23 protein-coding genes are annotated in these 26975 nt (G+C 63.7%); 4 read left to right on the top strand and 19 right to left on the bottom strand.

Annotated elements, in window-relative coordinates; all coding sequences use genetic code 11:
- Window positions 1–51 precede the first annotated feature (51 nt).
- Genes PVZ77_RS17225 through PVZ77_RS17195 form a run of 7 tightly spaced genes read right to left on the bottom strand, consistent with a single transcriptional unit; the run spans window position 52 to window position 6551 of the window.
- Window positions 52–1080, bottom strand: a complete 1029-nt coding sequence (locus PVZ77_RS17225) for an ABC transporter substrate-binding protein (protein WP_187979971.1) — start codon at window positions 1078–1080, stop codon at window positions 52–54.
- On the bottom strand, window positions 1071–2207 hold the full coding sequence (locus PVZ77_RS17220) for an NAD(P)/FAD-dependent oxidoreductase (RefSeq protein ID WP_273807743.1): 1137 nt from the start codon (window positions 2205–2207) through the stop codon (window positions 1071–1073). Before PVZ77_RS17220 ends, PVZ77_RS17225 begins: the two co-directional genes overlap by 10 nt.
- On the bottom strand, window positions 2204–3565 hold the full coding sequence (locus PVZ77_RS17215; RefSeq protein WP_273807742.1) for an FAD/NAD(P)-dependent oxidoreductase: 1362 nt from the start codon (window positions 3563–3565) through the stop codon (window positions 2204–2206). Before PVZ77_RS17215 ends, PVZ77_RS17220 begins: the two co-directional genes overlap by 4 nt.
- The gene (locus tag PVZ77_RS17210) at window positions 3562–3852 is read right to left on the bottom strand and encodes a (2Fe-2S)-binding protein (RefSeq protein WP_273808044.1); all 291 of its coding nucleotides are present in this window, start codon (window positions 3850–3852) and stop codon (window positions 3562–3564) included. Before PVZ77_RS17210 ends, PVZ77_RS17215 begins: the two co-directional genes overlap by 4 nt.
- 17 nt (window positions 3853–3869) lie before the next feature.
- Window positions 3870–4664: an ABC transporter permease gene (locus PVZ77_RS17205; protein ID WP_273807740.1), complete on the bottom strand. Its 795-nt coding sequence runs from the start codon at window positions 4662–4664 to the stop codon at window positions 3870–3872.
- 4 nt (window positions 4665–4668) lie between these two features.
- Window positions 4669–5535 (bottom strand): ABC transporter permease, encoded by an 867-nt coding sequence (locus PVZ77_RS17200; protein ID WP_273807739.1) that lies wholly within the window; start codon window positions 5533–5535, stop codon window positions 4669–4671.
- Window positions 5532–6551: an ABC transporter ATP-binding protein gene (locus PVZ77_RS17195; protein WP_273807737.1), complete on the bottom strand. Its 1020-nt coding sequence runs from the start codon at window positions 6549–6551 to the stop codon at window positions 5532–5534. Before PVZ77_RS17195 ends, PVZ77_RS17200 begins: the two co-directional genes overlap by 4 nt.
- Before the next feature lie 239 nt (window positions 6552–6790).
- On the opposite strand from PVZ77_RS17195, the gene PVZ77_RS17190 reads away from it, so the two are divergent.
- Window positions 6791–7621 carry an IclR family transcriptional regulator gene (locus PVZ77_RS17190; protein ID WP_273807736.1) on the top strand — a complete coding sequence of 277 codons (831 nt, stop codon included), beginning with the start codon at window positions 6791–6793 and terminating at the stop codon, window positions 7619–7621.
- Here the strand turns inward: PVZ77_RS17190 and PVZ77_RS17185 are convergent.
- On the bottom strand, window positions 7618–8085 hold the full coding sequence (locus PVZ77_RS17185) for an RNA methyltransferase (protein WP_059226744.1): 468 nt from the start codon (window positions 8083–8085) through the stop codon (window positions 7618–7620). The two genes, PVZ77_RS17190 and PVZ77_RS17185, sit on opposite strands and share 4 nt — an antisense overlap.
- Window positions 8086–8182: 97 nt before the next feature.
- Between PVZ77_RS17185 and PVZ77_RS17180 the strand changes: the two genes are divergently transcribed.
- The gene (locus tag PVZ77_RS17180) at window positions 8183–8926 is read left to right on the top strand and encodes a class I SAM-dependent DNA methyltransferase (protein WP_273807734.1); all 744 of its coding nucleotides are present in this window, start codon (window positions 8183–8185) and stop codon (window positions 8924–8926) included.
- A gap of 232 nt (window positions 8927–9158) precedes the next feature.
- Here PVZ77_RS17180 and PVZ77_RS17175 read toward each other — a convergent pair whose 3' ends face one another.
- The 8 genes from PVZ77_RS17175 to PVZ77_RS17140 form a co-directional block, all read right to left on the bottom strand.
- The gene (locus PVZ77_RS17175) at window positions 9159–9689 is read right to left on the bottom strand and encodes an REP-associated tyrosine transposase (RefSeq protein WP_273807733.1); all 531 of its coding nucleotides are present in this window, start codon (window positions 9687–9689) and stop codon (window positions 9159–9161) included.
- 437 nt (window positions 9690–10126) lie between these two features.
- The gene (locus PVZ77_RS17170; protein ID WP_273807732.1) at window positions 10127–10582 is read right to left on the bottom strand and encodes a GNAT family N-acetyltransferase; all 456 of its coding nucleotides are present in this window, start codon (window positions 10580–10582) and stop codon (window positions 10127–10129) included.
- A 48-nt stretch (window positions 10583–10630) separates the two neighbouring features.
- Complete coding sequence (locus PVZ77_RS17165; protein WP_273807731.1) at window positions 10631–11764, bottom strand: GGDEF domain-containing protein; 1134 nt, start codon at window positions 11762–11764, stop codon at window positions 10631–10633.
- A gap of 202 nt (window positions 11765–11966) precedes the next feature.
- Window positions 11967–13001 (bottom strand): hypothetical protein, encoded by a 1035-nt coding sequence (locus PVZ77_RS17160; protein ID WP_273807730.1) that lies wholly within the window; start codon window positions 12999–13001, stop codon window positions 11967–11969.
- Between the two features lie 654 nt (window positions 13002–13655).
- Window positions 13656–14603, bottom strand: a complete 948-nt coding sequence (locus PVZ77_RS17155; protein WP_273807729.1) for a hypothetical protein — start codon at window positions 14601–14603, stop codon at window positions 13656–13658.
- Between the two features lie 88 nt (window positions 14604–14691).
- Entirely contained in the window at window positions 14692–15942 is a 1251-nt protein-coding gene (locus PVZ77_RS17150) for a ribonucleotide-diphosphate reductase subunit beta (RefSeq protein ID WP_183629036.1), read from the bottom strand.
- A gap of 117 nt (window positions 15943–16059) precedes the next feature.
- Window positions 16060–18975 (bottom strand): ribonucleoside-diphosphate reductase subunit alpha, encoded by a 2916-nt coding sequence (locus tag PVZ77_RS17145; RefSeq protein WP_273807728.1) that lies wholly within the window; start codon window positions 18973–18975, stop codon window positions 16060–16062.
- A 607-nt stretch (window positions 18976–19582) separates the two neighbouring features.
- On the bottom strand, window positions 19583–20323 hold the full coding sequence (locus PVZ77_RS17140; protein ID WP_273807727.1) for a 4'-phosphopantetheinyl transferase family protein: 741 nt from the start codon (window positions 20321–20323) through the stop codon (window positions 19583–19585).
- A gap of 376 nt (window positions 20324–20699) precedes the next feature.
- Between PVZ77_RS17140 and PVZ77_RS17135 the strand changes: the two genes are divergently transcribed.
- A complete protein-coding gene (locus tag PVZ77_RS17135; protein ID WP_273807726.1) occupies window positions 20700–22046 on the top strand; it encodes a dicarboxylate/amino acid:cation symporter in 1347 nt (448 codons plus the stop codon).
- A 439-nt stretch (window positions 22047–22485) separates the two neighbouring features.
- On the opposite strand, the gene PVZ77_RS17130 is transcribed toward PVZ77_RS17135, so the two are convergent.
- The 3 genes from PVZ77_RS17130 to fabA form a co-directional block, all read right to left on the bottom strand.
- Complete coding sequence (locus PVZ77_RS17130; protein ID WP_273807724.1) at window positions 22486–23700, bottom strand: sugar MFS transporter; 1215 nt, start codon at window positions 23698–23700, stop codon at window positions 22486–22488.
- Window positions 23701–23954: 254 nt separating this feature from the next.
- The gene (gene fabB / locus PVZ77_RS17125) at window positions 23955–25172 is read right to left on the bottom strand and encodes a beta-ketoacyl-ACP synthase I (RefSeq protein WP_133862490.1); all 1218 of its coding nucleotides are present in this window, start codon (window positions 25170–25172) and stop codon (window positions 23955–23957) included.
- An 11-nt stretch (window positions 25173–25183) separates the two neighbouring features.
- On the bottom strand, window positions 25184–25699 hold the full coding sequence (gene fabA, locus PVZ77_RS17120; protein WP_058761548.1) for a 3-hydroxyacyl-[acyl-carrier-protein] dehydratase FabA: 516 nt from the start codon (window positions 25697–25699) through the stop codon (window positions 25184–25186).
- 233 nt (window positions 25700–25932) lie between these two features.
- On the opposite strand from fabA, the gene PVZ77_RS17115 reads away from it, so the two are divergent.
- The gene (locus PVZ77_RS17115) at window positions 25933–26955 is read left to right on the top strand and encodes an NAD(P)H-dependent glycerol-3-phosphate dehydrogenase (protein ID WP_273807721.1); all 1023 of its coding nucleotides are present in this window, start codon (window positions 25933–25935) and stop codon (window positions 26953–26955) included.
- The last annotated feature ends 20 nt before the right edge of the window (window positions 26956–26975 follow it).

Genomic DNA, 26975 nt, shown 5'->3' with positions numbered 1-26975 from the left:
CGGAGTTGTCCAGGGTCGACCTTTAGCGATGCGTTTGCGCTATCCGGCCAACTAACGCTCCACCTGCCGATTCCAGCGAGCATTCCACTGCGGCCGCACCTTGTTGACCTCGTCCCAATCGATGGTCACGGCGGTCTTCAGGTAGTTCTGCATGGCGTCCACCTGGCCGCGGGTCTTGTCGGTGGTGGGGGTGTTGGGATTGGACGGGATCTGGTCGCCCAGTTCCAGCGCCGGGGCCTGGGCCTCCGGGGTCAGCAGGTACTCAGCCAGTTGCTGGGCCAGCTCCGGCTGGTCGTTGTTGGCGGTCACGCATTCGGCGACGTTGAGCACCACGGCGCCTTCCTTGGGCGGCGCGTATTCCACCGGGATGCCCTTGAGCTTGAGCGCGGTGACCTGGGTGGGGGTCAGCGGGAACAGCGCCGCCTCGTCGGTCTGCACCATCTCCGAGAGCTTGGCCGAGCTGGGGATGTACTCCAGCACATTGGGGCCGACGGTGGTGGGCCAGGCCTTGAAGCCGGGGTCGACGTCCTGCTCGGTGCCGCCCTTGAGGCGGTTGAACATTAGGAAGCCGTGCAGGCCGAAGGTCGATGAGGACAGCGACTGGAACACCACCTTGCCCTTGTACTTGGGATCGGCGAGGTCCGCCCAGGAGGTCGGCGCCGCCCAGCCCTTGTCCTTGAACAGCCGGCTGTTGTAGGCCAGACCGGTCACGCCCAGGCTGACGGCGGCGGCCTGGTCCTTGATCTTGGCCTTGTCGGGAATCTGCGCCAGGCTCGCGCTGGGCTTGAGCGGGCTGCACAGATTCATGCCGATGGCGCGGTACATGATGCCGTCGTCGAGGAACATCACGTGGATCGGCGGCTTCTGCGGACTGGCCTGGACCTTGGCGAGGATGTCCGCCGAGGTGCCGGGCACGATCACCACCTTGACGTTGTGCGCCTTCTCGAAGGCGGGCAGCACGCTGTCGGCGTAGAGGCGCTCCATGGTGCCGCCATTCATGCCGAGATAGAGCGTCGGTTCGGCCACGGCGGCCAGGGGCAGGCCGGCGAGGGCCACGAGCAGGGCAGGGGTCAGGCGCATGATTGGGAACTCCTGGGCTGGGAAGGGAAACGGGCGATGGAAAAGGCCTGCAGGCTGTGCCGGGGCGCGCCTTGCAGGATGCACTCGGCCAGGGCTTCGCCAGCCGCCGGCCCGATCTGGAAGCCCGCGCCGGCAAAGCCGAAGCCGTGCAGCAGGCCGGGAGTGGTGAGACTGGGGCCGAGCACCGGCTGGTGGTCCGGCAGATAGCCCTCGACGCCGCTCCAGGTGCGGATCGCCTGGGCACCGGTCAGGGCCGGATAGAGTTCGGCGGCGTTTCTCAGGATGTCGAGGATGGCCAGCTGGCCGGGGCGGGCGCGGTCGGCGTCGAGGGCGAAACCGCGCCCGCCGCCCAGCACGCAATTGCCGCGCGCCACCTGGCGAGCATAGATGCCACCGCCTTCCACGCCGGTGCTGGCGGTCATGAACGGGGGCAGCGGTTCGGTCACCAGCATGGCCGGATGGGCCGCGGTAAGGGGTACCGGCTCGCCGAAGCGGGCGGCCAGCTCCGCGGCCCAGGCGCCCGCGCAATTCAGCAGCCAGGGCGCGCTCAAGGTCAGGCCGCTGTCGGTGCGGAGCTGGAAGCGCTGGCCGTCGTGCTCGACGGCGGTCACGGCGGTCCGCTCGAGGATTCGGGCGCCCGCCCGGGCAGCCGCCTGGGCGAAGGCCGGGGAGACCAGGCGTGGATTGGCGTGGCCGTCTTCCGGGCAGAAGGAGGCGCCCACGGCGATGTCGCCGACCCAGGGAAAGCGGCGACGCAATTCGCCCCGGTCGAGCAGTTGCAGATCGAGGTCGAAGCCCTGGCTGGCCTGGGCATAGGCCTGCAGGGAGGCGAAGTCGGTGTCGCTGCGGGCCAGCTTGAGGTGGCCGGATCTGAGGTATTCGCCATCGGTACCCAGCAGGTCCTGCAGACCGCCCCAGAGCTGATGGGCGCGACTGGACAGCGGCAATTGCACCAGCGGGCGGCCCTGGCGGCGCACCCCGCCGTAGTTGACGCCACTGGCCTGGGCGCCGCAGAAGTTGCGTTCCAGCAGGACGACGCGCTGGCCGCCCTGGGCCAGGAACAGCGCCGCGCTGCTGCCGACGATGCCGCCGCCGATGATCAGGACATCCACGTCCAGCCGGCTCATGGCGCCAGCTCCACGCCGAAGGGCAGCGGCTTGATCGGCGCCTGGGCGCGCAGCCGGCCGATCTGGTCCGGCGGACGACCACTGGCGCAGGCGATCAGCTCGGCCGCCGCGGCGCCGCAGATGCGCCCCTGGCAGCGGCCCATGCCGACCCGGCAGGTGGCCTTGACCCTGTTGATCTCCCAATGGCCCTGGCCCACGGCGGCGCGGATCTCGCCCGCGCTGACCTGTTCGCAGCGACAGACCATGAGTGCGTCCGGCGCCTTGGCCGCCCAGTCCGCGGGGAAGGGGAAGGCTCGCTCCAGGCCCTGGCGAAAGACCTCGAAGCGCGCCAGCCGTCCTTGCAGGACCTGGATGCGCGCCCTGTCCACCGGCACGCCCCGATCGTCCAGCAGACTCAGGGCCGCCAGTTCGCCCGCCAGTTCGGCGGCATCGGCGCCCTGGATACCGGCGCCATCGCCGGCCAGGTAGACCCCGGCCTGGCTGCTGCGACCGCCGTTGTCCCGCACGGGCAACCAGGCGCGATTGAGGCCACTCCAGGCGAAGTCGCACCCCAGCAGGTCGGCCAGTTGCGTCTCGCTGCGCAGCGTCTGGCCGAAGCCCAGGGCGTCGCACTCCAGTCGATGCGCCTCACCATCGGCAGCGCGCCAGCGCACGGCAGCCACCCGGCGTTCACCTTCGACGGCGAGGAGCTCGGCGCCCTGGTGCACGGGTACGCCATGCAGCGCCAGCCAGCTGCGGTAATAGAGGCCCTTGGCAAAGATGGCCGGCTGGCCGAGCAGGGCCGGGGTGGCCGCGGCCTGGTCGCGGAAGGGCGCGCTGTCCAGTACCGCCAGTGGCTTGGCCCCGGCCTTGGCGTATTGATAGGCCACCAGATAGAGCAGCGGGCCCGTCCCGGCCAGTACCGGACGGCTGCCGATGGCGCAGCCCTGGAACTTGAGCGCCACCTGGGCCGCGCCGAGGCTATAGACGCCCGGCAGGGTCCAACCCGGCACGGGCAGGATGCGGTCGGTGGCACCGGTGGCGACGATGACCTGGTCGAAGGTCAGGCGGTCGACGTAGCGGCCTTGGCTCAGGGTATCCAGGGCGCTTTGCTCGGCATTCCACACCAGGGTGTCAGGCCGATAGTCCAGCGCCGTCTTCACCTCGGTCAAAGCACCGTGCAGTGCCTGGGCCTTGCCGGCTTCGAAGCCGTACAGCGCCTTTGGCGGACGCTGGAAATTGTCCGGTTGCTGGCGATAGATCTGGCCGCCGCCGCGGGCGCTTTCATCCAGCAGCACCGGCTCGAGGCCATGGGCGACCAGGGTCTGGGCCGCGCGAATGCCCGCCGGCCCGGCGCCCACCACCACCACGGCGCTCACAGCGGCCGCCCCGGGTCGCGACTGATCGCCTGGCCCGCCTCGAGAAAGGTGGCGCAGGCGCGCACCCGACGGCCATCGGCCAGGCGCACCCAGCAGTCCTGGCAGGCGCCCATCAGGCAGAAACCGGCGCGGGGTTCGCCACCGAAGTCGCTGCCACGCAGGTGATCGCTCTGGGTCAGGATGGCGGTGAGCAGGGTATCGCCCTGCAGGCCCTCGGCCGGCTGGCCGTCGAGGGTGAAGGCCAGGGTCGGGCGGTCGACTTCGGCCACCCGCTTGAGCAGTGCCATGGAGAGGTCTCGGCTGTTCATTGTTTGCCCACCAGCACGCGATCCAGGCCATAGACGCGGTCGAGCAGGATCATGGTGGCCGCGGTGAGGGCGATCACCAGGGCCGACACCGCCGCCATCATCGGATCGATGGATTCGGTGGCGTAGACGTACATCCGCACCGGCAGGGTCTGGGTCGCGGGGGAGGTGACGAAGATCGACAGGGTCACCTCGTCGAAACTGTTGATGAAGGCCAGCAGCCAGCCGCCGGCCACCCCGGGCAGGATCATCGGCAGGGTGATGCGGCAGAACAGCGTGGTGCGACTGGCGCCCAGGCTCTCGGCGGCCTGCTCGGCGCTGCGGTCGATGCCGATGGCGGCGGCGATCACCAGGCGCAGCACATAGGGGGTGATCACCACCACGTGGGCCAGCACCAGCCAGCTGAAGCTGCCGTTCACCCCGAGCAGGGCGAACAGCCGCAGCATGGCCACGCCCAGCACCAGGTGCGGGATGATGATCGGCGAGAGGAACAGGCCGTTGAGAAAGCCCTGGCCGGGAAAGCGGTAGCGGGTGATGGCCAGCCCGGCCGGTACCGCGATCAGCGTCGCCAGGGTCGCCGACAGCGCCGCCAGCTGCAGGCTGTTGTAGAAGGCGGTGAGGAAGTCCGCCCGTTCGAACACGGCGGCGAACCAGCGCAGCGAGAAGCCGGAGGTGGGCAGGCTGAGGGTGTTCTCCGGGGTGAAGGCCACCAGGCAGACCACCACCAGCGGCGCCAGCATGAAGACCATCACCAAGGTATGGAAGGCGAGCCCGAGCGGGCCGTTGCGGGTCATGAGGTCAGACTCCCAGGGCACGTTTGTAGCGGCGTTCCACCAGGCGATTCCAGCCCAGCATCACCAGCAGGTTGAGCAGCAGCAGGGCCACCGCCAGGGTGGCGCCCATCGGCCAGTTGAGTTCGGCCAGGTACTGGTCGTAGATCAGGGTGGCGACCATCTTCAGCCGGCGTCCGCCGAGCAGGCCGGGGATGGCGAAGGAGCTGGCGGCCAGGCCGAAGACGATCAGCGTCCCCGACAGCACCCCGGGCATCACCTGGGGCAGCACGATGCGCCGCAGCACCGTCAGGTGACTGGCGCCCAGCGACAGCGCGGCCTGCTCGGCGGAAGGATCGAGCTTCTGCAGCGAGGTCCACACCGGGATGATCATGAAGGGCAGCATCACGTGGACCAGGCCGACGATCACCGCGAAGGGGGTGTAGAGCAGCTTCAGCGGCCGTCCGCCCAGGGCCACGATGGCCTGGTTGACCAGCCCGTCGGCGCCCAGCAGCAGACTCCAGCCGAAGGCGCGCACCACCACCGAGATCAGCAGCGGCGTCAGCACCAGGATCAGGAAGATTGAGCGCCAGGGCGCGCCCATGCGACTGAGGACGATGGCCTCCGGTACCCCGATCAGCACGCAGAGCAGGGTGACCAGGGCGCTGATCCAGAAGGTGCGCAGGAAGATCTCGTAGAAATAGGGGTCGCCCAGCAGGCTGATGTAGTGCGCCAGGGTGTAGCTGCCTTCCTTGATCCCGGTCTCGTAGTCGAAGACGTTGAAGGACAGCGCCAGGGTCAGCGCCAGGGGCGCCAGCAGCAGTCCGGCGAACAGCACCAGCGCCGGGGCGCTGAGCAGATAGGCGCGACCGGTGCCGCGCAGCAGGGTGCTCATGCCGCGGCCTCCGCGGCTTCCAGCCGGCGCAGCAGACCGTCGTCCCAGTGCAGCCCGACACGCTGCCCTTCGTCCAGCGGCGGCAGCCCATCGTTGCTGCGCAGCACCGAGACCTCGCCCAGCGCCGTCTCCAGGCGATACAGCCACTGGCTGCCGAGGAAGAAACGGGTCAGCACCCGCCCTTGCAGACGCCCCTCACCGGCGGGGCGTACCTCGATCTTTTCCGGCCGCAGCGAGATCGCCAGGGCGCCGCCCGCGGTGATCTGTGGTCGACCCTGGGGATCCAGGCTGCCGGGCAGCAGGTTGGCCTTGCCGACGAAATCGGAGATGAATCTGTTGCGCGGGTGTTCGTAGAGGCGATAGGGCGCATCCACCTGGGTGATGCGCCCGGCCTCCATCACCACCACCCGGTCGCTGATGGACAGCGCCTCGGATTGGTCGTGGGTCACCATCAGGGTGGTGATGCCCACCTCGCGCTGGATGCGGCGGATCTCGAACTGCATCTCTTCGCGCAGATGGGCGTCCAGGTTGGACAGTGGTTCGTCCAGCAAGAGCACTGGCGGGGCTATCACCAGCGCCCGCGCCAGGGCCACCCGCTGGCGCTGGCCACCGGAAAGTTCGCGCGGATAGCGCTCGGCGTGCTGACCCAGGTGCACCAGGCCCAGGGCCTCCTCGACGCGCCGCGCCAGCTCGGCGCCCGCCACCTTGCGCATGCGCAGGCCGAAGGCGACGTTGTCGCGCACCGTCATGTGCGGAAACAGCGCATAGCTCTGGAAGACCACCCCGAGGCCGCGGCTGGCCGGCTTGGCGTGGGTGATGTCCTGGCCGTCGAGGAGGATGCGCCCGCTGCTGACGTCGACGAAGCCGGCGATCATCTGCAGGGTGGTGGTCTTGCCGCAGCCGGAGGGACCGAGCAGGGAGACGAATTCGCCGCGCTCGATGGCCAGGGTCGAACCGGCCACCGCGTAGCTGTCGCCGTAGCGCTTGCTGAGATTGTCGAGAGTCAGGAAAGCCATGGCCGCAATGCTCCTCCGGTCGCGCCCACGGGAAAGGTGGGCAAGGTATGGGCAGGGCGAAAGACAGCCTGGATCTGGGACGTTGGCGCTCGCTCGATTGGCGGCGTCCGGTGATTGTGAGTATCGCCCTATGGACCTGAAGGTAAGGGCGACCTAGGATGCAGGACAAGCAGGTTTTTCACTGAATGGACTCTTTTTTCATATTTTTTCATTCAGTGGAATATTTTGGAGCGGTGTAGATGGAAGATTCCATTGAAAGAAAGACCACTGCGGGAGAGGTAGGCGTCGGCGCCATCAGCCGGGTGTTTGCCGTGGTGCGCGCCCTGGGCGAGGGCGATCCCGAGGGGGAAAAGGTCACCCGCCTGGCCGAGCGCGTGGGGCTGTCGCAACCCACCACCCACCGGCTGCTGCGCGGCCTGGTGGAGGAGGGCATGGTCGAGCAGTGCGCCCGCAGCAAGAGATACCGCCTGAGCCTGGACTTCTTTGCCCTGGCGGCTCGCGCCGGCCAGGTCGGCAACCTGCGCGACCTGGCGCGCCCCAGCCTGCTGCGGCTGTCGGCATCCCTGGGCGATTCGCTGTTCCTGCTGGCGCGCAGCGGCTTCGACGCCATGTGCCTGGACCGCAGCGAGGGACCCTATCCGATCCGTACCTTCACCGGCGACATCGGCGGTCGCGTGCCCCTGGGCGGCGGCCAAGGCGCCCTGGCGATCCTCGCCTTCCTGCCCGAGGAAGAGCGCGAAGAGGTGATCCGCTACAACCTGCCGCGGCTGCGCGATGCCCATCATTACGATGAGGTGCTCCTGCGCGCCGAGATCGACAACGTCCGCCAGCAGGGCTACGCCGCGCGCAACACCGGGGTGCTGGCCGGCATGGCGGGTCTTGCCGTCCCCATCCTCGACCGCAACGGCCGGGCGGTGGCGGCCCTGAGCGTGGGCACCCTGAGCGAACGCCTCAACCCCCAGCGCCTGCCCACGGTGATCGAACTGCTCCGGCGCGAAGCCGGAGTGATCGCCGCACGCATCAACCCCTTCGATCCGGTCTTGCGCCGGCCGACCCAGGGGTTTGGTTAAAACAGCGGACCGGAGCGAGTGTTGTTGCCTTTCGCCAGGCGGTCATAGAGCACCACATTGACCGTGGCCGCCAGATTCATGCAGCCCTGGGTGGGGATGTACACCACGTCCTCGCACCAGTCGCGCAGCTCCTGGCTCAGCGAGCCGTCCTCCGAGCCGAACAGATAGAGGGCGCGATCGGGATGGGTGTATTCGGGCAGCGGCCGGGCGCCGTCCACCAGCTCCACTGCCACCGGCACGCACCCCAGCGGCAGGATGCGTCGCAGGTCGTCGATGTTGATCAGCGGGATGTCCTGATGGACCTTCTTGGTGTCGGTGACGAAGTCCTTGGCGCGGTCGTAGCGGGTGCCGGTATAGAACACCGAGGCCACCCCGTAGCAACCCGCCGCCCTCATGATGGACCCGACGTTGGACGGCGACTTGGGGTTGCTCAGGCCGATGCAGGCGTATCTCTTGTTGCTCACGTCAGGGGACTCTCGGGAAAACCGCCAGTATAAGGCGTCGAAGGTTGCAGAAACCGACTAAGATGCGCGCCCGCGTCTCCAGCCCCGAGCCCCTGCGATGTCCGCCACCGCCCTCTACACCGACCTGTCGGCCTACTACGACCTGCTCTGCGCCGACATCGACTACCGGGCCCAGAGCCAGGCGGTGCTGCGCCTGCAGCGGCTGTTCGGCAACGGCGGCAGCCGTCACCTGGATCTCGCCTGCGGCACCGGCCCCCATGTGCGGCATTTTCTCGATGCCGGTTTCCAGAGCAGCGGGCTGGACCTCAATCCGCCGATGCTGGCCCAGGCCGCGCTGCGCTGCCCGGAGGCCGACTTCTCCTGCCAGGACATGTGCGCCTTCGAGCTGGACCAGCCGGTCGATCTGATCACCTGCTTTCTCTACTCCCTGCACTACAGCGGCAGCCTCGCACGGCTCCAGGCGTGCCTGGCGCGGGTCCAGGCGGCCCTGACGCCCGGCGGCCTGTTCTGCTTCAACGCAGTCGACAAGCGCCGCATCGACAATGCCTCCAGTGTCGGCCACAGCGTCGAACGGGCCGATGGCCACTTCAGCTTCGCCTCCGCCTGGCACTACCCGGGCGAGGGCGAGCACCAGCAACTGCGCCTGCGCATCGAACGCCGCCACGCCGGCCAGCAGCAGACCTGGCAGGACGAACACCCCATGGTGGCGGTGGACTTCCCCGAATTGCTGGCCCTGCTGGAGCCACTCTTCGACGTCCAGGTGCTGGAGCACGACTACCAGCGCATCGAACCCTGGACCGGCGAGGCGGGCAATGCGCTGTTCGTCTGCGTCAGGCGCTAGTGGGCATGGGCTACCGTAGCGTGGAAAACGGCGGAGCCTTTTCCACTGATCACTATCAACGCATGACTGGAGTATCTGCGTGGACAAGCTGCGCGTTGTCCACCCTACCTCGCTGCCTCAAGCGCTGGTGGGCTAAGGGCTACCGTAGCGTGGAAAACGGCGCAGCCTTTTCCACTGATGCCGCCAAGTCGTGACCCCGCGTGGACCAGCTTCCCTTGTCCGCCCTACGTAGCTATTCCCCCCAATGCCCCATCTCCGCCATAAAGTCTCTACCCCAATCTTGCGGATAGAGCCCCTCCCGCACCGCTCGATGGAAACTCGAATAAGGCCAGTCCTTCACCGCGCCAACGTGGCCATGCTTGACCGGATTGAAGTGAATGTACTCCACATGACGCTGGTAATCCTGCTCGTCTCTTATCAGGTGCTCCCAATACCGCCGCTGCCATATCCCACGTTCACCCCGGGTCCTTTGCGTTGCGGTACGCTCTTCACCTACTGGCAGGCGCTTTGAGAAACCGAACTTGATCACCTTCCAGCGCAAGGCGAAATTCGCATCGCCCTCCGGCAGGGTCCAGATGCAATGCAGATGATCGGGGAGGGTGACCCACGCATCGATATGAAAGGGATGGCGCGACTGCGTCACCCGCACGGTCTCGCGGAGCAGATCAATATGGCGCGTCAGCAGATCGCTACGCCGATCCGCCAGGACAACGGTGAAAAAATAGGAAGCCCCCGGAACACGGGCACGACGAAATCGAGACATGGCAGCTCTTCCTTGAGCAGAGACAGAAACGATAGCTCAACCCGTAGCGTGGAAAACGGCGCAGCCTTTTCCACTGAGGCCACCAACGCATGCCCCCAAAACTCCCGCGTGGACAAGCTTCGCGTTGCCCACCCTACAGGTCCCGTAGCGTGGAAAACGGCGCAGCCTTTTCCACTGACGCCACCAACGCACGCCCCCAAAGCTCCCGCGCGGACAAGCTTCGCGTTGTCCACCCTACAGGTCCCGTAGCGTGGAAAACGGCGCAGCCTTTTCCACCGGCGCCACCAACGCACGACCCCAAAACTCCCGCGTGGACAAGCTTCGCGTTGTCCACCCTACAAAACCCGTAGCGTGGAAAACGGCGTCAGCCTTTTCCACTGACTCCACCAACACATGATCCCAAAACTCCCGCGTGGACAAGCTTCGCGTTGTCCACCCTACGGATCTAGCCGCTTCTCCATGAACACACTCAACGGATCCTCCCGATACTCCCCAAAAGGACCACGCCGCTGGTAACCCGCTGCCTCATAAAGCCACAAGGCCTCCGGCTGATAAGGCCCCGTCTCCAGTCGCGCCAGCTCACACCCGCGGCCTGCCGCTTCGCGCTCCAGCTCCGCCAGCAGACGCCCACCCAGCCCTTGCCCGCGACCCCTGGGGCTCACATACATCCGCTTGATCTCGCCATAGCCGTCCTGCAGCACCATGGCCCCACAGCCCAGGGCAGTGCCGCTGTCATCCCGGGCGACCAGGAACAGCACGTTCGGCTGCATGAGCGACGTCAGATCCAGGGCATGACGACTCTCGGGCGGATAGAGGCCGTCCTGATAGGCATCCAGTTCGGCGACCAGGGCGATCACCTCGGGTTGGTCGGGGGATTCGAGGGCGATGGGCATGGTGGCTCCGGTCAGGCAATCGCCCAAGCCTAAGCCATTAGCGCGGCCTCAGCCCAGGCTCATCCGCAATCCATCCCGCCCGCCGCGCTTGGCGGCGTAGAGGGCACTGTCCCCGCGCTCTAGCAAGGCCGCCAGGCTTTCCGGCGGCTGATCGAACAGCACGGCGCCGATGCTCAGGGTGACGGGCTCGGGCGTCCGCAGGCGCTGCGCCGCCAGCTGGTTGAAGCGCTGGCGCAGGGTGTCTGCCAAACGCACGACATCCGCATCGGCCGCTTCACCCAGCAGCACCACGAATTCATCGCCCCCCAGTCGAGCGGCCAGCGCCTGGCGGGGCAGGGTGGTGCGCAGCAGGTCGCTCAGGGCGATCAGCAGGCCGTCACCCGCCGCGTGGCCATGGAGGTCGTTCACCAGCTTGAAGTTGTCCAGATCGATCAGCAGCAGGGCGCCAGGTCGTGCCGGTGTTGCCTGGCCGAACAGTCGCGGCGCCTCGGCTTCCAGCGCCCGGCGGTTGTACAGGCCGGTCAGGGGATCGCTCCCAGCCAGCCGTTCGATGCGCTGTTCGCGGCGATAACGCACCGTGCCGGTCATCGACAGGGCGATCAGCATCACCGCCATCACCCCCTCCACCAGGGAGATCTGGATGATGGCGCCGCGATAGACCGCCAGATCGATCAAGGTGCCAGGGGTGAGCGGCGGAATCATCTTGGCCAGGTAGAAGAGGCCATGGATCAGCAGCACCGCACGCAACTGTCGTTCTCCGGCGTTGCGCCGGCGCAGCAGCAGGCTCGCCCTTATCGAAAGGACGCCGATCAGCAGCGACTGCACCACCAGCAGCACCTTGGACCACCAGGGCTCGTTGGGCAGCAGCAACAACCCCAGCCAGAGGGCGGCGAAGGCCCACCAGCCCAGACTCAGACGGCGCCCGGTGAAGCGCGCCACGCCGAGCAGAAAGAGGCCATGCACGAAGATCAGCAGCCCATTGGCGAACCAGATGCCCACCAGCAACAGCCCCTGACTGCGCAACAGCGCCAGGGTGCTACCCACGCTAATGAGGGCGAAACCCATGCTCCAGTACAAAAGCGCTGACTCGCGCACCGACCGCCACTCGATGGCCAGATAGCCCGCCGCGGCAGCCGCCAGGGCGATGGTGAGTATCAGCATGGTAGGGGCATCGAGTGCCATGGGCGAATCGGACCTGTCTGGATACGAGAAGGGCGCTCCCTGCCTGGGATGAGCGCCCGCCAAAGCGGAGCCGCACCGCAGTCTTATCGACACGGCAGGCGCGGGCTTGAGGCAGAGGATTGCCCGTCATGATGACGGGCAGATAACGCTAATTCAAACCTGACCTTTGGCGGGCTTAGGCGGCCTACCCGTTACTGGGGTTTCACCAGCGTCCGAATCGCCGATGCCGGCAACCGCGCCGTGCTGCCATCCGCCAGCCGCAGCTCGAAGGCCTCCCCAACGACCAAACCACCTGTACCTGCTTGAGCACGCACTGGTCATCGGTGGGCAGCACCCTGGCCTGCTCCTTGGCGCAATAGGAGGTGTCGAGCACGATGGCCCTGGCCTGGTAGTTACCCAGGCCCAGCGTCTTGACCATGGTCTCGGGCAGGGTGGTAAGCACACCGCTATAGCCGGCGAGAAAGAGAGCGAAGAACAGGGAAAACATCATCGCCGCCTTCCACCCCGCGATGAACAACATGGAAGTCATGGTCGTGACGAAAACGATGATGAAGGGAGCGATGGCCAGAGCACCCCACTTGAGCAGAGGCTGCCAATCGCTCACCAGCGGATAGGCCTGGGCCAGCATCCAGACGATGAACAGGCCGACGACCATCGTCGACAGGTAAGCCTCCCAGACGAACTTCAGGAAGCTGAAGCGACGCAAGTCGAACATCCCCTGTATGGCCATGCCCGCCAATAGCGTGATGGCGATGGGCGCAAGAAAGGCGACGCTAAGGAACAGCTCAGGATCGACCAAGAGAATGGCCGCATCGCTGAACCCCGCCAGCAGATAGGGCACGAAGAACACCAGCGTCATCAACAGCATGACCTTGCGAAAGCGCCCCTCGCCGCGATAGGGCAGGGCGTAGGTGATGTCTTCCTTGATCGCCGCCGTGTTGATGAAGCGGTAATAGACCCAGGCCCCAGGCAGAAACAGCGCGGCGACGAAGGCGCCTATGGTCAGGAAGCCCAGGCAGGCAGCCGCCAGCAACAGCGACGAAAACTGGAAGAGATCGAAGCTGGGATAGAAGTGATTACGGGCGAAATAGGCCAGGAACATCCCGAAGCCCAAGGTCGGCGGCAGTACCTTGGCCAGCAGCGAAGCATGGCGCCGCAGGAAGGTGCCGGAGAACATGAGGATGAAATCGAAGACGGCATCCGTGTCGGTGGCGGGTTGGTCGGTCCAGCGGGGCATGGGGTGGCCTTTAAGAATATATTAGATATGGCAGTCGTCTTATTACATATGTGAGATTAGTTGTCTGGTTTTATAAAATAGCTGCCGTTTTTAGGTGTGAGCTTAATTTCTTATTGTTAGTCTGTGTTGGGTTTTGATTTATTTGATTTGCGATTCTCTACTGCTGCGTTGTGATTTATTAAGAGTGTCGCAAAAGGTTTGTAGTGATTTGTATTGCGTTATACATGGTGATCACTACGCTTGTTTCTATTATTATAAAAATTATCAATATTTCTAGGAATATGGTTTTCCTAAATTTCCAGCAGACTATAATGTTCTTGATGAGTTTCCTTAAAAAATCAATCTTTCCTTCAGGCTTTCCTCTATCAAGCTCTGGAAGTCTGATGGAGTTTTCTAGAAATAGTGTGATGCTGCAGTAGGTGGCTGCAAGCCAAGTAAGGGTGAAAATTGTTGCTATTGCAAATAGGAAAACGTTTTTTTGAGTATATAGCTCTTCATATACGATTTTTTGAAATGTCAAAAAGGACATTGATAGTAATATGGCTTGAGGTGTAAGGTTTCTTAGGAAGTCTAGAAAGTCTTTTCTACCTTCGCTTAGAATATGCATCTTGATTTCCCTTTCTAGTGGCAGTGCTTTATCAGGGTTTCTATTTTTTATTTCCGCATTTTCATAATATTTGCTGGCGTGTAAGTCTCGCAGAATACTTCTACGCCAATTTTTATAATCAAGGCTGATAAGTATACTGCTATTGCATAACCTCCGGCGCTTAATCCTGCTAGTGCACTAAGAATTGCAGTTGTGATGTATTTTTTGTCAAGAACAGCTTGCAGTCCGTTATTGAACCAAGCTTTATAAACTTCGCTCTGAGGGTCGCAAAGAGACTTCCAGACAACTCTTTTGAATGCGGAAAGTAAGTCGCTTCCTAATTTTTTCTTCTGTGTGAAAGATGCCGGGGAAGGGAGTAATAATTTTTCTTCACGTGTCAGAAGCTTAGTGGCTTCGTCATGAACGTCTTTCGTAAATTGAACCGCTTCTGCAGGTATGGTTGATCCCAGCATCTCGAGTATTTCGTCATCATGCTTTGTTCTTATTAATTTTCCAGCATCGTTTTGAATAATGCTTGCGTCTAAATTCTGCGATTCTTGTTTTTCTAATGATGCGAGCAGTGCCTCCTCGTCGAAGCGCTTAGCTAGTCCTACTTTGAATTCAGTTCTCTTGGCTTGAGATTTGATGTTTTTTTCATATCTAAAGGCCTCTACCATAAATGTACTTGCTGACTTTAGATCCTTTTTCCTGAGGTAGCAAATAGCTAGTAATGTTGTGGCTTCTAGGTAAAGGCGGGTGGTTTGGGCTGCTTTTTGACGGACCCCAATGAATCCTGGTATTGCGGTGTCCAATAGGCCTGTCTCTAAAGCGGTTTCGAAAAGATAGTTCTTTGCCTGAAGCAGGCGTGCCTCATGTCCTGTAGGTTTGAGTATTTTTTGGATTTCTATCGTGGCTTCACGAGCCTTCTTATAGTCGTGTTTACTTGACGCCAAACGTAAAGCCAATTCCAGTTTTCTAAGTTTTTCTTTTTGTTCTTCTGATAGCTGTATTGACATGGTTTGGCTCTTTTAAATAAAAGCCCCGCTTTGTGCGAGGCTTTTATAGTGCGATCAGTGATATGTTAAATTCTAGAGGGTCTAGTTTTTAATCCCAGCTCAACGCCCCACCAGTCTGATACTCGATCACCCGCGTCTCGAAGAAGTTCTTCTCCTTCTTGAGGTCCATGATCTCGCTCATCCAGGGGAAGGGGTTGGTGGCGCCCGGGTATTCTTCCTTGAGGCCGATCTGGGTCAGGCGGCGGTTGGCGATGAACTTGAGGTAGTCCTCCATCATCGCCGCGTTCATGCCCAGCACGCCGCGGGGCATGGTGTCGCGGGCGTATTCGATCTCCAGCTGGGTGCCTTGGAGGATCATCTGGGTGGCTTCGTCCTTCATCTGGGCATCCCAGAGGCTCGGGTTCTCGATCTTGATCTGGTTGATCATGTCGATGCCGAAGTTCAGGTGCATGGACTCGTCACGCAGGATGTACTGGAACTGCTCGGCGGTGCCGGTCATCTTGTTGCGGCGACCCATGGAGAGGATCTGGGTGAAGCCGCAATAGAAGAAGATGCCTTCCAGCACGCAGTAGTAGGCGATCAGGTTCTTGAGGAACTGGCGATCGGTCTCCGGGGTGCCGGTCTTGAACTCGGGGTCGGAGATGGAGCGGGTGTACTTCAGGCCCCAGCTCGCCTTTTTCGCGACGCTCGGGATCTCGTGGTACATGTTGAAGATCTCGCCTTCATCCATGCCCAGCGACTCGATGCAGTACTGGTAGGCGTGGGTGTGGATCGCCTCTTCGAAGGCCTGGCGCAGAATGTACTGGCGGCATTCGGGGTTGGTGATCAGGCGGTAGACGGCCAGCACCAGGTTGTTGGCAACCAGGGAGTCGGCGGTGGAGAAGAAGCCGAGGTTGCGCTTGACGATGCGGCGCTCGTCCTCGGTGAGGCCGTCCGCGCTCTTCCAGGTCGCGATGTCGGCGTTCATGTTCACTTCCTGGGGCATCCAGTGGTTGGCGCAACCATCCAGATACTTCTGCCAGGCCCAGTCGTACTTGAAGGGTACGAGCTGGTTGAGGTCGGCGCGGGCATTGATCATCTGCTTGTCGCCAACGTGCACGCGCGCGGAAGAGCCTTCCAGGTCGTCCAGGCCTTCCTGAATGTCCAGTTCGTTCAGCGCGGCCTTGGCGCGGGCCACGGCGTCGGAGTCGTCGGCGGACGGGGCGCGGGCGTCATGGACCAGGGCGTCGCCCTCGGAATCCAGGCGCTCGGTCTGGGCGGGCGCCTGCTGGCCGGCGGCCTGCGCGGGCTTGGCGGTGGCGGTGTCGTCGTCTTTGTCGAATTCTTCCCAGTTCAGCATGAGGTGTCTCCTGGGTGGCTGTGTGGTGGGGGCGGGGCGGCGTGGCCCTCACCCTAGCCCTCTCCCAGGGGGAGAGGGGATAAAGAGCAGCCCTCTACGGGGAGAGGGCTTGGGGTGTTACTGGCAAGCTTCGCACTCGGGATCGTCGAGGCTGCAGGCCTTGGGCACCGGAGCCGGTGCCGCGGCGGGTGCCGCCTCGACCTTCTGCGCCGGGGCGGGCGCGGCACTGGCCTGGACGCCGGTGATGGGATCGGCGCTCACGGCGTTCAGCTTGCCGGTGTTGATGGTGGACTTCTCGGTGCTGGTGGCGGCCAGGGCGCGGAGGTAGTAGGTGGTCTTCAGACCGCGGAACCAGGCCATGCGGTAGGTCACGTCGAGCTTCTTGCCCGAGGCGCCGGCGATGTACAGGTTCAGCGACTGGGCCTGGTCGATCCACTTCTGGCGACGGCTGGCGGCCTCGACGATCCACTTGGTCTCCACTTCGAAGGCGGTGGCGTACAGGTCCTTCAGATCCTGCGGGATGCGCTCGATCTGCTGCACGGAGCCGTCGTAGTACTTGAGGTCGTTGACCATCACCGAGTCCCACAGGCCGCGGGCCTTGAGGTCGCGTACCAGGTAGGGGTTGATGACGGTGAATTCGCCCGAGAGGTTCGACTTCACATAGAGGTTCTGGTAGGTCGGCTCGATCGACTGGGACACGCCGGTGATGTTGGCAATGGTCGCGGTCGGCGCGATGGCCATGATGTTGGAGTTGCGGATGCCTTTCTTGGCACGCTCGCGCAGCGGGGCCCAGTCCAGGGTCTCGGACAGGTCGACCTCGATGTACTTGGCGCCGCGCTCTTCGATCAGGCGCTTCTCGGAGTCGATCGGCAGGATGCCCTGGGACCACAGCGAACCCTGGAAGCTGGAGTAGCTGCCACGCTCTTCGGCCAGGTCACAAGAGGCCTGGATGGCGTAGTAGCTGATCACTTCCATGGAGGTGTCGGCGAACTGCACGGCGGCATCGGAGCCGTAGGCGATGTGCTGCAGGTACAGCGCATCCTGGAAGCCCATGATGCCCATGCCGACCGGACGATGCTTGAGGTTGGAGTTCTCCGCCTGGGGCACCGAGTAGTAGTTGATGTCGATGACGTTGTCGAGCATGCGCACGGCGGTCTTGACGGTACGGGCGACCTTGGCCACGTCCAGCTTGCCGTCGACGATGTGGTTCACCAGGTTCACCGAACCCAGGTTGCACACGGCGATCTCGTCCTTGTTGGTGTTCAGGGTGATCTCGGTGCAGAGGTTGGAGCTGTGCACCACGCCCACGTGCTGCTGCGGGCTGCGCAGGTTGCACGGGTCCTTGAAGGTCAGCCACGGGTGGCCGGTCTCGAACAGCATGGACAGCATCTTGCGCCAGAGGTCCTTGGCCTTGATGGTCTTGTGCAGCTTGAGCTTGCCGTACTCGGTCAGGGCTTCGTAGTACTCGTAGCGCTCTTCGAAGGCCTTGCCGTAGAGGTCGTGCAGGTCGGGCACGTCGGCGGGGGAGAACAGGGTCCAGTTGCCATCCTCGAAGACGCGCTTCATGAACAGGTCGGGGATCCAGTTGGCGGTGTTCATGTCGTGGGTACGCCGACGGTCATCACCGGTGTTCTTGCGCAGCTCGAGGAATTCCTCGATGTCCAGGTGCCAGGTTTCCAGGTAAGCGCAGACCGCGCCCTTGCGCTTGCCACCCTGGTTGACCGCCACGGCGGTGTCGTTGACCACCTTGAGGAAGGGCACGACGCCCTGGCTCTTGCCGTTGGTGCCCTTGATGTAGGAGCCCAGGGCGCGCACCGGGGTCCAGTCGTTGCCCAGGCCGCCGGCGAACTTCGACAGCATGGCGTTATCGTGGATGGCGCCATAGATGCCGGACAGGTCATCGGGGACGGTGGTCAGGTAGCAGCTGGACAGCTGCGGACGCAGGGTGCCGGCGTTGAACAGCGTCGGGGTGGACGCCATGTAGTCGAAGCTGGCCAGCAGGTTGTAAAACTCGATGGCGCGGGCTTCCTTGTCCTTCTCCATGTGCGCAAGACCCATGGCCACGCGCATGAAGAACAGCTGCGGCAGCTCGAAGCGGGTGCCGTGGCTGTGCAGGAAGTAGCGGTCGTACAGGGTCTGCAGACCCAGGTAGGTGAACTGCTGGTCACGCTCGTGATCAATGGCGGCGCCCAGGCGCTCCAGGTCGAAGCTGGCCAGTTTCGGGTCCAGCAGCTCCAGCTCCACGCCCTTGGCGACGTAGGCAGGCAGGGCCTTGGCGTAGAGGTCGGCCATCTCGTGGTGGGTGGCGGATTCGGCGACGCCGAGGAAGCTCAGGCCTTCGGCGCGCAGGCTGTCCAGCAGCAGGCGGGCGGTGACGTAGGAGTAGTTGGGCTCACGCTCGACCAGGGTGCGGGCGGTCATCACCAGAGCGGTGTTGACGTCCTTCTCGGCCACGCCGTCGTACAGGTTCTTCAGCGTCTCCTTCTGGATCAACTCGCCGTTCACCTCTTCGAGGCCTTCGCAGGCTTCGGTGATGATGGTGTTCAGGCGGCCCATGTCCAGCGGCTGGGTGGTGCCGTCGGCCTTGGTCACGCGGATGCTCGGGTGCGGCTCGGCGATGTCGCTGACGGCGCCTTGCTTGCGCTCCTGGCTGCGGGCTTCACGATAGATCACGTAGCTGCGGGCAACCTTCTGCTCGCCAGCGCGCATCAGCGCCAGTTCGACCTGGTCCTGGATCTCCTCGATGTGGATGGTGCCACCGGAGGGCATGCGGCGCTTGAAGGTGCTGCTGACCTGGTCGGTGAGCTGCTTGACAGTGGTGTGGATGCGCGAGGAGGCCGCGGCGGTACCGCCTTCCACGGCGAGGAAAGCCTTGCTGATGGCCACGGTGATCTTGTCGTCGGTATAGGGGACGACGGTACCGTTGCGCTTGATGACGCGCAGTTGACCGGGGGCGGTGGCGCCCAGGTCCTGGCTGTCATCTTGCGCCGGGCGGCCCTGCTGGGCTTGCTCGCGGGTCAGGTCGGTGTGCATGCGGAACTCCCTTGATCGGAAAGAGGGGTCGTCGGCGAGCCGGCGATCCGGAAAAGTGTTGGTCTGGGCCTGCGCGACGACTGCCGATCGCGTCTTTACCCCTGAGGATTCCAACGAAAAGCCGTACTGTCGCCGATTCCCGAGGGAACCGGCGTTCGGGGTCAGGGACCCTGGAAATTCATGATTCGGGCAACAGGATAAGCCCTCCTCGCTAGGGAAGACAGTCTTGACAGAGGGGTGTTTCGCCGTCCCGGGTCATACCGACGAACTGCTATATATGGTGGTATGGGGGTGCAAGGGCCACTAGATGTCGCGTTTGTCACGTTTCCGGCTGTGGATAAGACGTGGATAAGCTGTTCGGGACTGGGGGGTATCCTGGGGGTGGTACCTGGCCAGTGCGCGTGAAGGCTGGGCTCAGAGCCGAGTGGTCAAATAACGTACAACCTGACAGGGCCGGTGAGACGAAAGCGTCAGGGGATATACCGGTTCGCTATGAACACCCTCTCCACCATAAGAAAACGTTCGATGGCCAGTGCGACGTTCTGCCCCGGCAGACGGCTATGCACCTGATCGACCAGAGAGCGCTTCCTCCATATGGCGTCATCTCTCAGTGACGAGGCGCGACCAGCGTCAACAGCCGATCTTCCTCGTCCAGGCGGAAGTGGCCGCGCAACGCGGTCCCGGCGGACCAGTGCGGCGACAGCGCGATCAGCAGCCGGAGATCGAAGGTACCGCTGGGATCCATCGTCAGGATCTCGGCGTCCTGGAAGAAGAACATCTGCCCGACCTGGGGATGCAGCGCCTTGAACAGACTCTCCTTGGCGGAAAAGGCCAGGGTGATGGCAAAGGCCTGCTGCCTTTCGTCCAGCGGCTGCAGGCGTTCCCGTTCGGCCGGGGTGAGGATCTGCTCGGCCAGGCGCAGGGCCTTGTCCGGTTCGAGCAGGGTTTCCACGTCCAGGCCAAGGCCCAGGTAGTCCCCTGCCTTGCCCGCCACGGCGGCTGCCCAGCCATGGCTATGGGTAATGGCACCCACCCAGCCGGACGGCCAGGCGGGCCCACGGTCCGTAGTGCGATGGCCGGGGACGACGGGGGTGCCGCTCAACTGGCGCAGGGCCTCGCGGGCGCAGAGACGACCGGCCAGGTATTCGGCCTGGCGCTTGGCCACGGCGCGGCGGATATTGTCCGGCGGCAGGGCGCCGAGGCGCAGGGCGTCGCGCTCGAAGCTCACCTGGGCGGGATCGAAGCGACAGTGCCGCAGGGCCAGGGCGCCGAGCTCGACCGCCAGGGGCGGCAGCGGCTCGGGTGGCGTGCAGCAGCCGGGCAGGTCGGAGGCGGGCAGGGCAGGCATCTCAGCCGACCACTCGGGGAGGACAGCAACGGATCACGACGGGCTCCGACGAAAAGGCGCGCAAAGAATAGCCGACTACCGACTCCGGCTGGCGGAAAACCGCCTCGGGCCCGGGGGGATTTCCGCCGGTTTCCGTCGGATGGCGGGGTTCCGCCCGCCGCTGGCAACTAGACTTTCGACTGAAAGGTGCATGAAAGCTGGCCCTTTGATTGCGCACCAGGATGTGGAACGGCGATTGCTTATATCAAGCCAGATGCTGGTGTCACCGTCGCACGGCCACCGGATCCACAACAAAAAGCTCTCAGGATGAGAGAGCCACTTTCAGTCAGTGCCCACTCAGACAGGACGTCAGGCAGTGGCCACAAGGGATCGAGCCATGACAGCAACCGTCGATACAACAACTACTACAGCTCCCGCGCCCAAGGTGCCCGTCAAGCAGCCGCTCTACAAGAGTCTCTACTTCCAGGTGATCCTGGCGATCGTCCTGGGTATCTTGCTCGGCCACTTCTATCCCCAGACCGGCGCTGCCATGAAGCCTCTGGGTGACGGTTTCATCAAGCTGATCAAGATGGTCATCGCACCCATCATCTTCTGTACCGTGGTGACCGGTATCGCCGGCATGCAGAACATGAAGGCCGTGGGCAAGACCGGCGGCATGGCGCTGCTGTACTTCGAGATCTTCTCCACCATCGCGCTGCTGATCGGCCTGATCGTGGTCAACATCGTCCAGCCGGGCGCCGGCATGAACGTCGACGTCAGCACCCTGGACACCAAGGGCATCGCGGCCTATGCCGCGGCCGCGGAAAAGCAGACCACCATCGATTTCCTGCTGAACATCATTCCCTCGACGGTCGTCAATGCCTTCGCTACCGGTGAGATCCTGCAGGTCCTGTTCTTCGCCGTGCTGTTCGGCTACGCCCTGCATCGCCTGGGCGAGACCGGTCAACTGGTGTTCAACTTCATCGACCGCATCTCCCACGTCTTCTTCAACATCATCAACGTCATCATGAAGCTCGCCCCCATCGGCGCCTTCGGTGCCATGGCGTTCACCATCGGCAAATACGGCGTCGGCACCCTGGTGCAGCTGGGCTACCTGATGGCCTGCTTCTACATCACCTGCCTGCTGTTCGTGCTGCTGGTGCTGGGCGCCGTGGCGCGCATGCACGGCTTCAGCATCCTCAAGTTCATCAAGTACATCCGTGAAGAACTGCTGATCGTGCTGGGTACCTCGTCTTCCGAGTCCGCCCTGCCACGCATGCTGACCAAGATGCAGAAGCTGGGCGCCGAGAAGTCGGTGGTTGGCCTGGTGATCCCCACCGGCTACTCCTTCAACCTCGACGGTACCGCCATCTACCTGACCATGGCCGCGGTGTTCATCGCCCAGGCCACCAATACCCAGATGGACATCACCCACCAGATCACCCTGCTGCTGGTGCTGCTGATCTCCTCCAAGGGCGCTGCGGGCGTCACCGGTAGCGGCTTCATCGTGCTGGCCGCCACCCTGTCCGCCGTCGGTCACGTACCGGTCGCCGGCCTGGCACTGATCCTGGGTATCGACCGCTTCATGTCCGAAGCCCGCGCCCTGACCAACCTGGTCGGCAACGGCGTGGCCTCCATCGTGGTCGCCAAGTGGTGCGGCCAGCTGGACGAGCAGACCCTGAAGACCGAACTCGCTCGCGGCCCGAACGCCGTCGAAGTCGAGGAAGCTCGCCAGACTGCCTGAGGCTGATGCAAGGGCCGCTCCTGGAGCGGTCCCTGCGGTCACTACCAGACGCCCGTATCGCAAGATGCGGGCGTTTTCTTTTGTGCCGGATTCGGAGCGGGGAGGGCGGCGGTGGCGTGCCTGGCCGAGAGTGCCGAGCGGTCAATCGACGGGGGCTCAGGGTGACGGCCAAGGCGTCAGGGCGGCAGCTCCATCACGGGTGGAGTGGCAGCCGGGCTACGGCGAAGGGCGGCAGGGCGCCCTGGGCGGGTCTTGCGAGCGCCCTCTTGCCGAAGGGCTGGTAGGGCTGAGGGAATGACTCGCGAGCGTCGGACGGGCGCGTACGACCCGCCAGGCAGCCTGGTCGCAGCCGGGTTGTCGAGGCAGAGGGATAGGAGGGGAAGCGGGTAGCGGCAGGGGGGGTGAAGCGCTGGCAGACCGCCAGCGCTTCGGGGGTGGATCAGCGACGCAGGGTGGGGCGATAGCCCATCACGCCGTAGAACAGGATGTAGAGGTAGCAGACCAGCGGGATCAGGAAGGAGGGCAGCAGGCCGATGGTGTCGGCGAAGTAGCCCTGGATGGCCGGCACCAGCGCGCCACCCACGATACCCATGCACAGCAGGCCCGAACCCTTGGAAGTGAACTTGCCCAGGCCCTTGAGCGCCAGGGAGAAGATCGTCGGGAACATGATGGAGTTGAAGAAGCCGATGGCCAGCAGCGCCCACATGGCGACCTTGCCACCCTGCAGCACGGCGATGGCCAGCAGTACGCCAATGGCAATGGCGTTGAAGGTCAGCACCAGGTTCGGCCGCACCTTGGTCATGATCACGCCGCCGATGAAGCGACCGATCATGGCGCCACCCCAGTACAGCGACAGGTACTTGGCGGCGGTGGCGGCGTTCAGGCCGGCCACGTCCGGGCTTTCCATCAGGCTCACCAGGTAGCTGCCGATGGAGACTTCCGCACCCACGTACATGAAGATGCCGACCACGCCGAGCAGCAGGTGGCGATAGGCCCAGACGCTGCTGGCGGTCAGGGCGTTTTCGTCAGTAGCGTTGTCCTGTTCGGTGTCCTTGATCTGCGGCAGGCGGAAGAGACCGATGATCACCGCCAGGGCCACCAGCATGCCGGCCAGGATCAGGTAGGGCAGCTGCACCGAGTGGGCGGCGGAGTCTTCACCGACCAGTGCCAGGATGGTCACCGCGCCCACCAGTGGGCCGACGGTGGTACCCAGGGAGTTGAAGGCCTGGGTCAGGTTCAGGCGCGAGGCCGCGGTTTCCGGCTTGCCGAGGATGGTGACATAGGGATTCGCTGCCACCTGCAGCACGGTGATACCGGCCGCCAGTACGAACAGGGCCGTCAGGAAGAAGCCATAGGACTGGGCTCCGGCTGCCGGGTAGAACAGCACGCAACCGACGCCGGCGGTAAGCAGGCCGACGATGATGCCCTTCTTGTAGCCCAGGCTTTCCACCAGGCGACCCGCTGGGAAGGACACGATGAAGTAGGCGGTGAAGAAGCAGAACTGGATCAGCGAGGCCTGCAGATAGCTGAGGGTGAAGACCGCCTTGAGGTGGGGAATGAGGATGTCGTTCAGCGAGGTGATCAGCCCCCACATGAAGAACAGCATGGTGAGGACGATCAAGGGTCCGCGGTAGCTCTGGTTTTGATTGTGCATTGGGGCTCCATGGGTACTACAGTTTCTTGTTTCTGTCCGGCATGTCCAGACAGCGCTGTCTATGGCGGCTGCGCAGACACAGCGAAGCGGCGCGAGATTAAGCTATTCACGCTGCTGAATCCATTCTTCCTGGAGGTTCGCAGGCGAAGTGCCGGCGCCTTCGACCGCAGGGCCTGTGACCGGTTCAGCCGGGCAGGGGGCAGAAATGAAAAACGGCGCCAGAGGCGCCGTTTGGGTCACACAAGCGAGGGCTATCAGCCCTGCCAGCGCTTCAGGACCAGGGTGGCGTTGGTGCCGCCGAAGCCGAAGCTGTTGCTCATGATGAGGTCCAGCTTGGCGTCTTCCTTGGTCTCGCGCAGGATCGGCAGGTCGGCGACCTCCGGATCCAGCTCGTCGATGTTGGCCGAGCCGGCGATGAAGTTGCCTTCCATCATCAGCATGCAGTAGATGGCCTCGTGGACACCGGCCGCGCCCAGGGAGTGACCGGACAGGCTCTTGGTGGAGCTGATGGCCGGAGCCTTGTCACCGAACACGGCGCGCACGCCCTTGATCTCGGCCACGTCGCCCACCGGGGTGGAGGTGCCGTGGGTGTTCAGGTAGTCGATCTCGCCATCGACGGTGGACAGCGCCTGCTGCATGCAGCGGATAGCGCCTTCGCCACTCGGGGCGACCATGTCGTAGCCATCGGAAGTCGCGCCGTAGCCGACGATCTCGGCGTAGATCTTGGCGCCACGGGCCAGGGCGTGCTCGAGTTCCTCGACCACCACCATGCCGCCGCCGCCGGCGATGACGAAACCGTCACGCTTGCTGTCGTAGGCACGGGAAGCCTTTTCCGGCGTCTCGTTGTAGTCGCTGGAGAGCGCGCCCATGGCATCGAACAGCATGCTCTGGGTCCAGTGCTCTTCCTCGCCGCCGCCAGCAAAGACGACGTCCTGCTTGCCGAGCTGGATCTGCTCCATGGCCAGGCCGATGCAGTGGGCGCTGGTGGCGCAGGCCGAGGCTACGGAGTAGTTCAGGCCCTTGATCTTAAAGGGGGTGGCCAGGCAGGCGGAAACCGTGCTGCTCATGGTCCGGGTCACGCGGTAGGGACCGACGCGCTTGACGCCCTTCTCGCGCAGGATGTCCAGGGCTTCCATCTGGTTGAAGGTGGAAGCGCCACCGGAACCGGCGATCAGGCCGGTACGGGGATTGGAAACCTGGTCTTCGGCCAGGCCGGAGTCCTTGATCGCCTGCTCCATCGCCAGATAGGCGTAGGCAGCGGCATCGCCGACGAAGCGCTTGACCTTGCGGTCGATCAATTCTTCGAGGTTCAGGTCGATGGAACCGGAAACCTGACTGCGCAGACCCATCTCGGCATATTCCGGATTGTGACGGATGCCGGCACGGCCTGCGCGCAGGTTGGCGGAAACGGTGTCTTTATCATTGCCCAGGCACGAAACGATACCCAGACCGGTAATGACGACGCGACGCATGCGAAAAGCCCTTAGAAGCTATCGGTGGAAGTGAACAGGCCAACGCGCAGACCTTCGGCGGAGTAGATCTCGCGGCCGTCCACGCTTACGGTGCCATCGGCGATGGCAAGAATCAGCGACCTGTTGATGGTGCGTTTGATATGGATATTGTAGGTGACCTTCTTGGCGGTCGGCAGTACCTGGCCGAAGAACTTCACTTCGCCAGAGCCCAGGGCGCGACCGCGACCCGGATTGCCCTGCCAGCCAAGGTAGAAACCAACCAGCTGCCACATGGCATCCAGGCCCAGGCAGCCCGGCATCACCGGGTCACCTTCGAAATGGCAGCCGAAGAACCAGAGGTCGGGACGGATATCGAGTTCCGCCACCAGTTCGCCCTTGCCGTATTTCCCGCCTACCTCACTGATATGCACGATCCGATCGATCATCAGCATGTTCGGTGCGGGCAATTGGGCATTGCCCGGACCGAAGAGCTCGCCACGGCTGCAGCGCAGCAAGTCTTCGTAGGTAAAGGCGTGTTGTTTGGTCATGCAAGCTCCTGTAGCTGGCCTAGGTCCAGGCTCTGGCGACTCCAATGGTCGCTCTGGGTATGGCTTCGTGTAGCAGTAGACTGCCGGGGCATGGGGAAAGTCACAGGCCAGCGCCCCGCTCGTTAACGGACCATTGTGCACTTTCCGCAGTCAATTCTCCATCCTGGGCCGCGCGAGCGGCTACCGTATACTGGCGACGAGGCCGCGCGATCGCGGTGAAGCCGAGAGTTTCGATGACAGTCCAATCCCCCATCGCCGTCCTGGGCGGCGGCAGTTTCGGTACCGCCCTGGCCAATCTGGTCGCCGAGAACGGGCTGCCGGTGCGCCTGTGGATGCGTGATCCGCAACAGGCCGAGACCATCCGTCGCGAGCGCGAGAATCCGCGCTATCTGAAGGGCATCAAGGTGCACGCCGCGGTCGAGGCCACCAGCGACCTGCAGGGCGCCATCCAGGGCTGCGAACTGATCCTGGTGGCGCTGCCGTCGAGCGCGCTGCGCCAGGCGCTGGCGCCCATCGCCCAGCAACTGGAAGGGCGTTTTCTGGTCAGCACCACCAAGGGCATCGAGGCGCATTCCTTCATGCTGATGAGCGAGATCCTCGCGGAAATCGTGCCGCGGGCGCGCATCGGCATCATCTCCGGGCCCAACCTCGCCCGCGAGATCGCCGAGCATCAGCTCACCGCCACGGTGGTGGCCAGCGAGGACGAAGCCGTGTGTCGGCAGGTCCAGGCGGCGCTGCACGGCCGTACCTTCCGCGTCTATGCCAGCGCCGACCGCCTCGGCGTGGAGCTGGCCGGTGCCCTGAAGAACGTCTACGCCATCATCGCCGGCATGGCCGCGGCCCTGGCGATGGGCGAGAACACCCGCAGCATGCTGATCACCCGGGCCCTGGCCGAGATGACCCGCTTCGCCGTGCAGCGTGGCGCCAATCCCATCACCTACCTGGGCCTGGCCGGGGTGGGGGACCTGATCGTGACCTGCTCGTCGGAGAAGAGCCGCAACTACCGCGTTGGCCATGCCCTCGGTCGGGGACTGACCCTGGACGAGGCGGTGGCGCAGATCGGCGAGACCGCCGAGGGCGTCAACACCCTGCGCGTGCTCAAGGAAAAAGCGGATGAGCTGGGCGTCTACATGCCCCTGGTCAACGGCCTCTATGCGATCCTGTTCGAGGGTCGCAGTCTGGGGCAGGTGATCGAGGCCCTGATGGGCGGTGAGCCCAAGACCGATGTCGATGTGGCGGACGCCCCTTTTAATTGAGCCGCTACACTGTCTGAAAA

The organism is Pseudomonas sp. SHLD1 (genome assembly GCF_028640935.1).
In the GTDB taxonomy this organism is placed as follows: domain Bacteria; phylum Pseudomonadota; class Gammaproteobacteria; order Pseudomonadales; family Pseudomonadaceae; genus Chryseomonas; species Chryseomonas aestiva.
The sequence above is the reverse complement of the archived record's forward strand: the minus strand, read 5'-3'. Positions and strand labels throughout refer to the sequence as shown.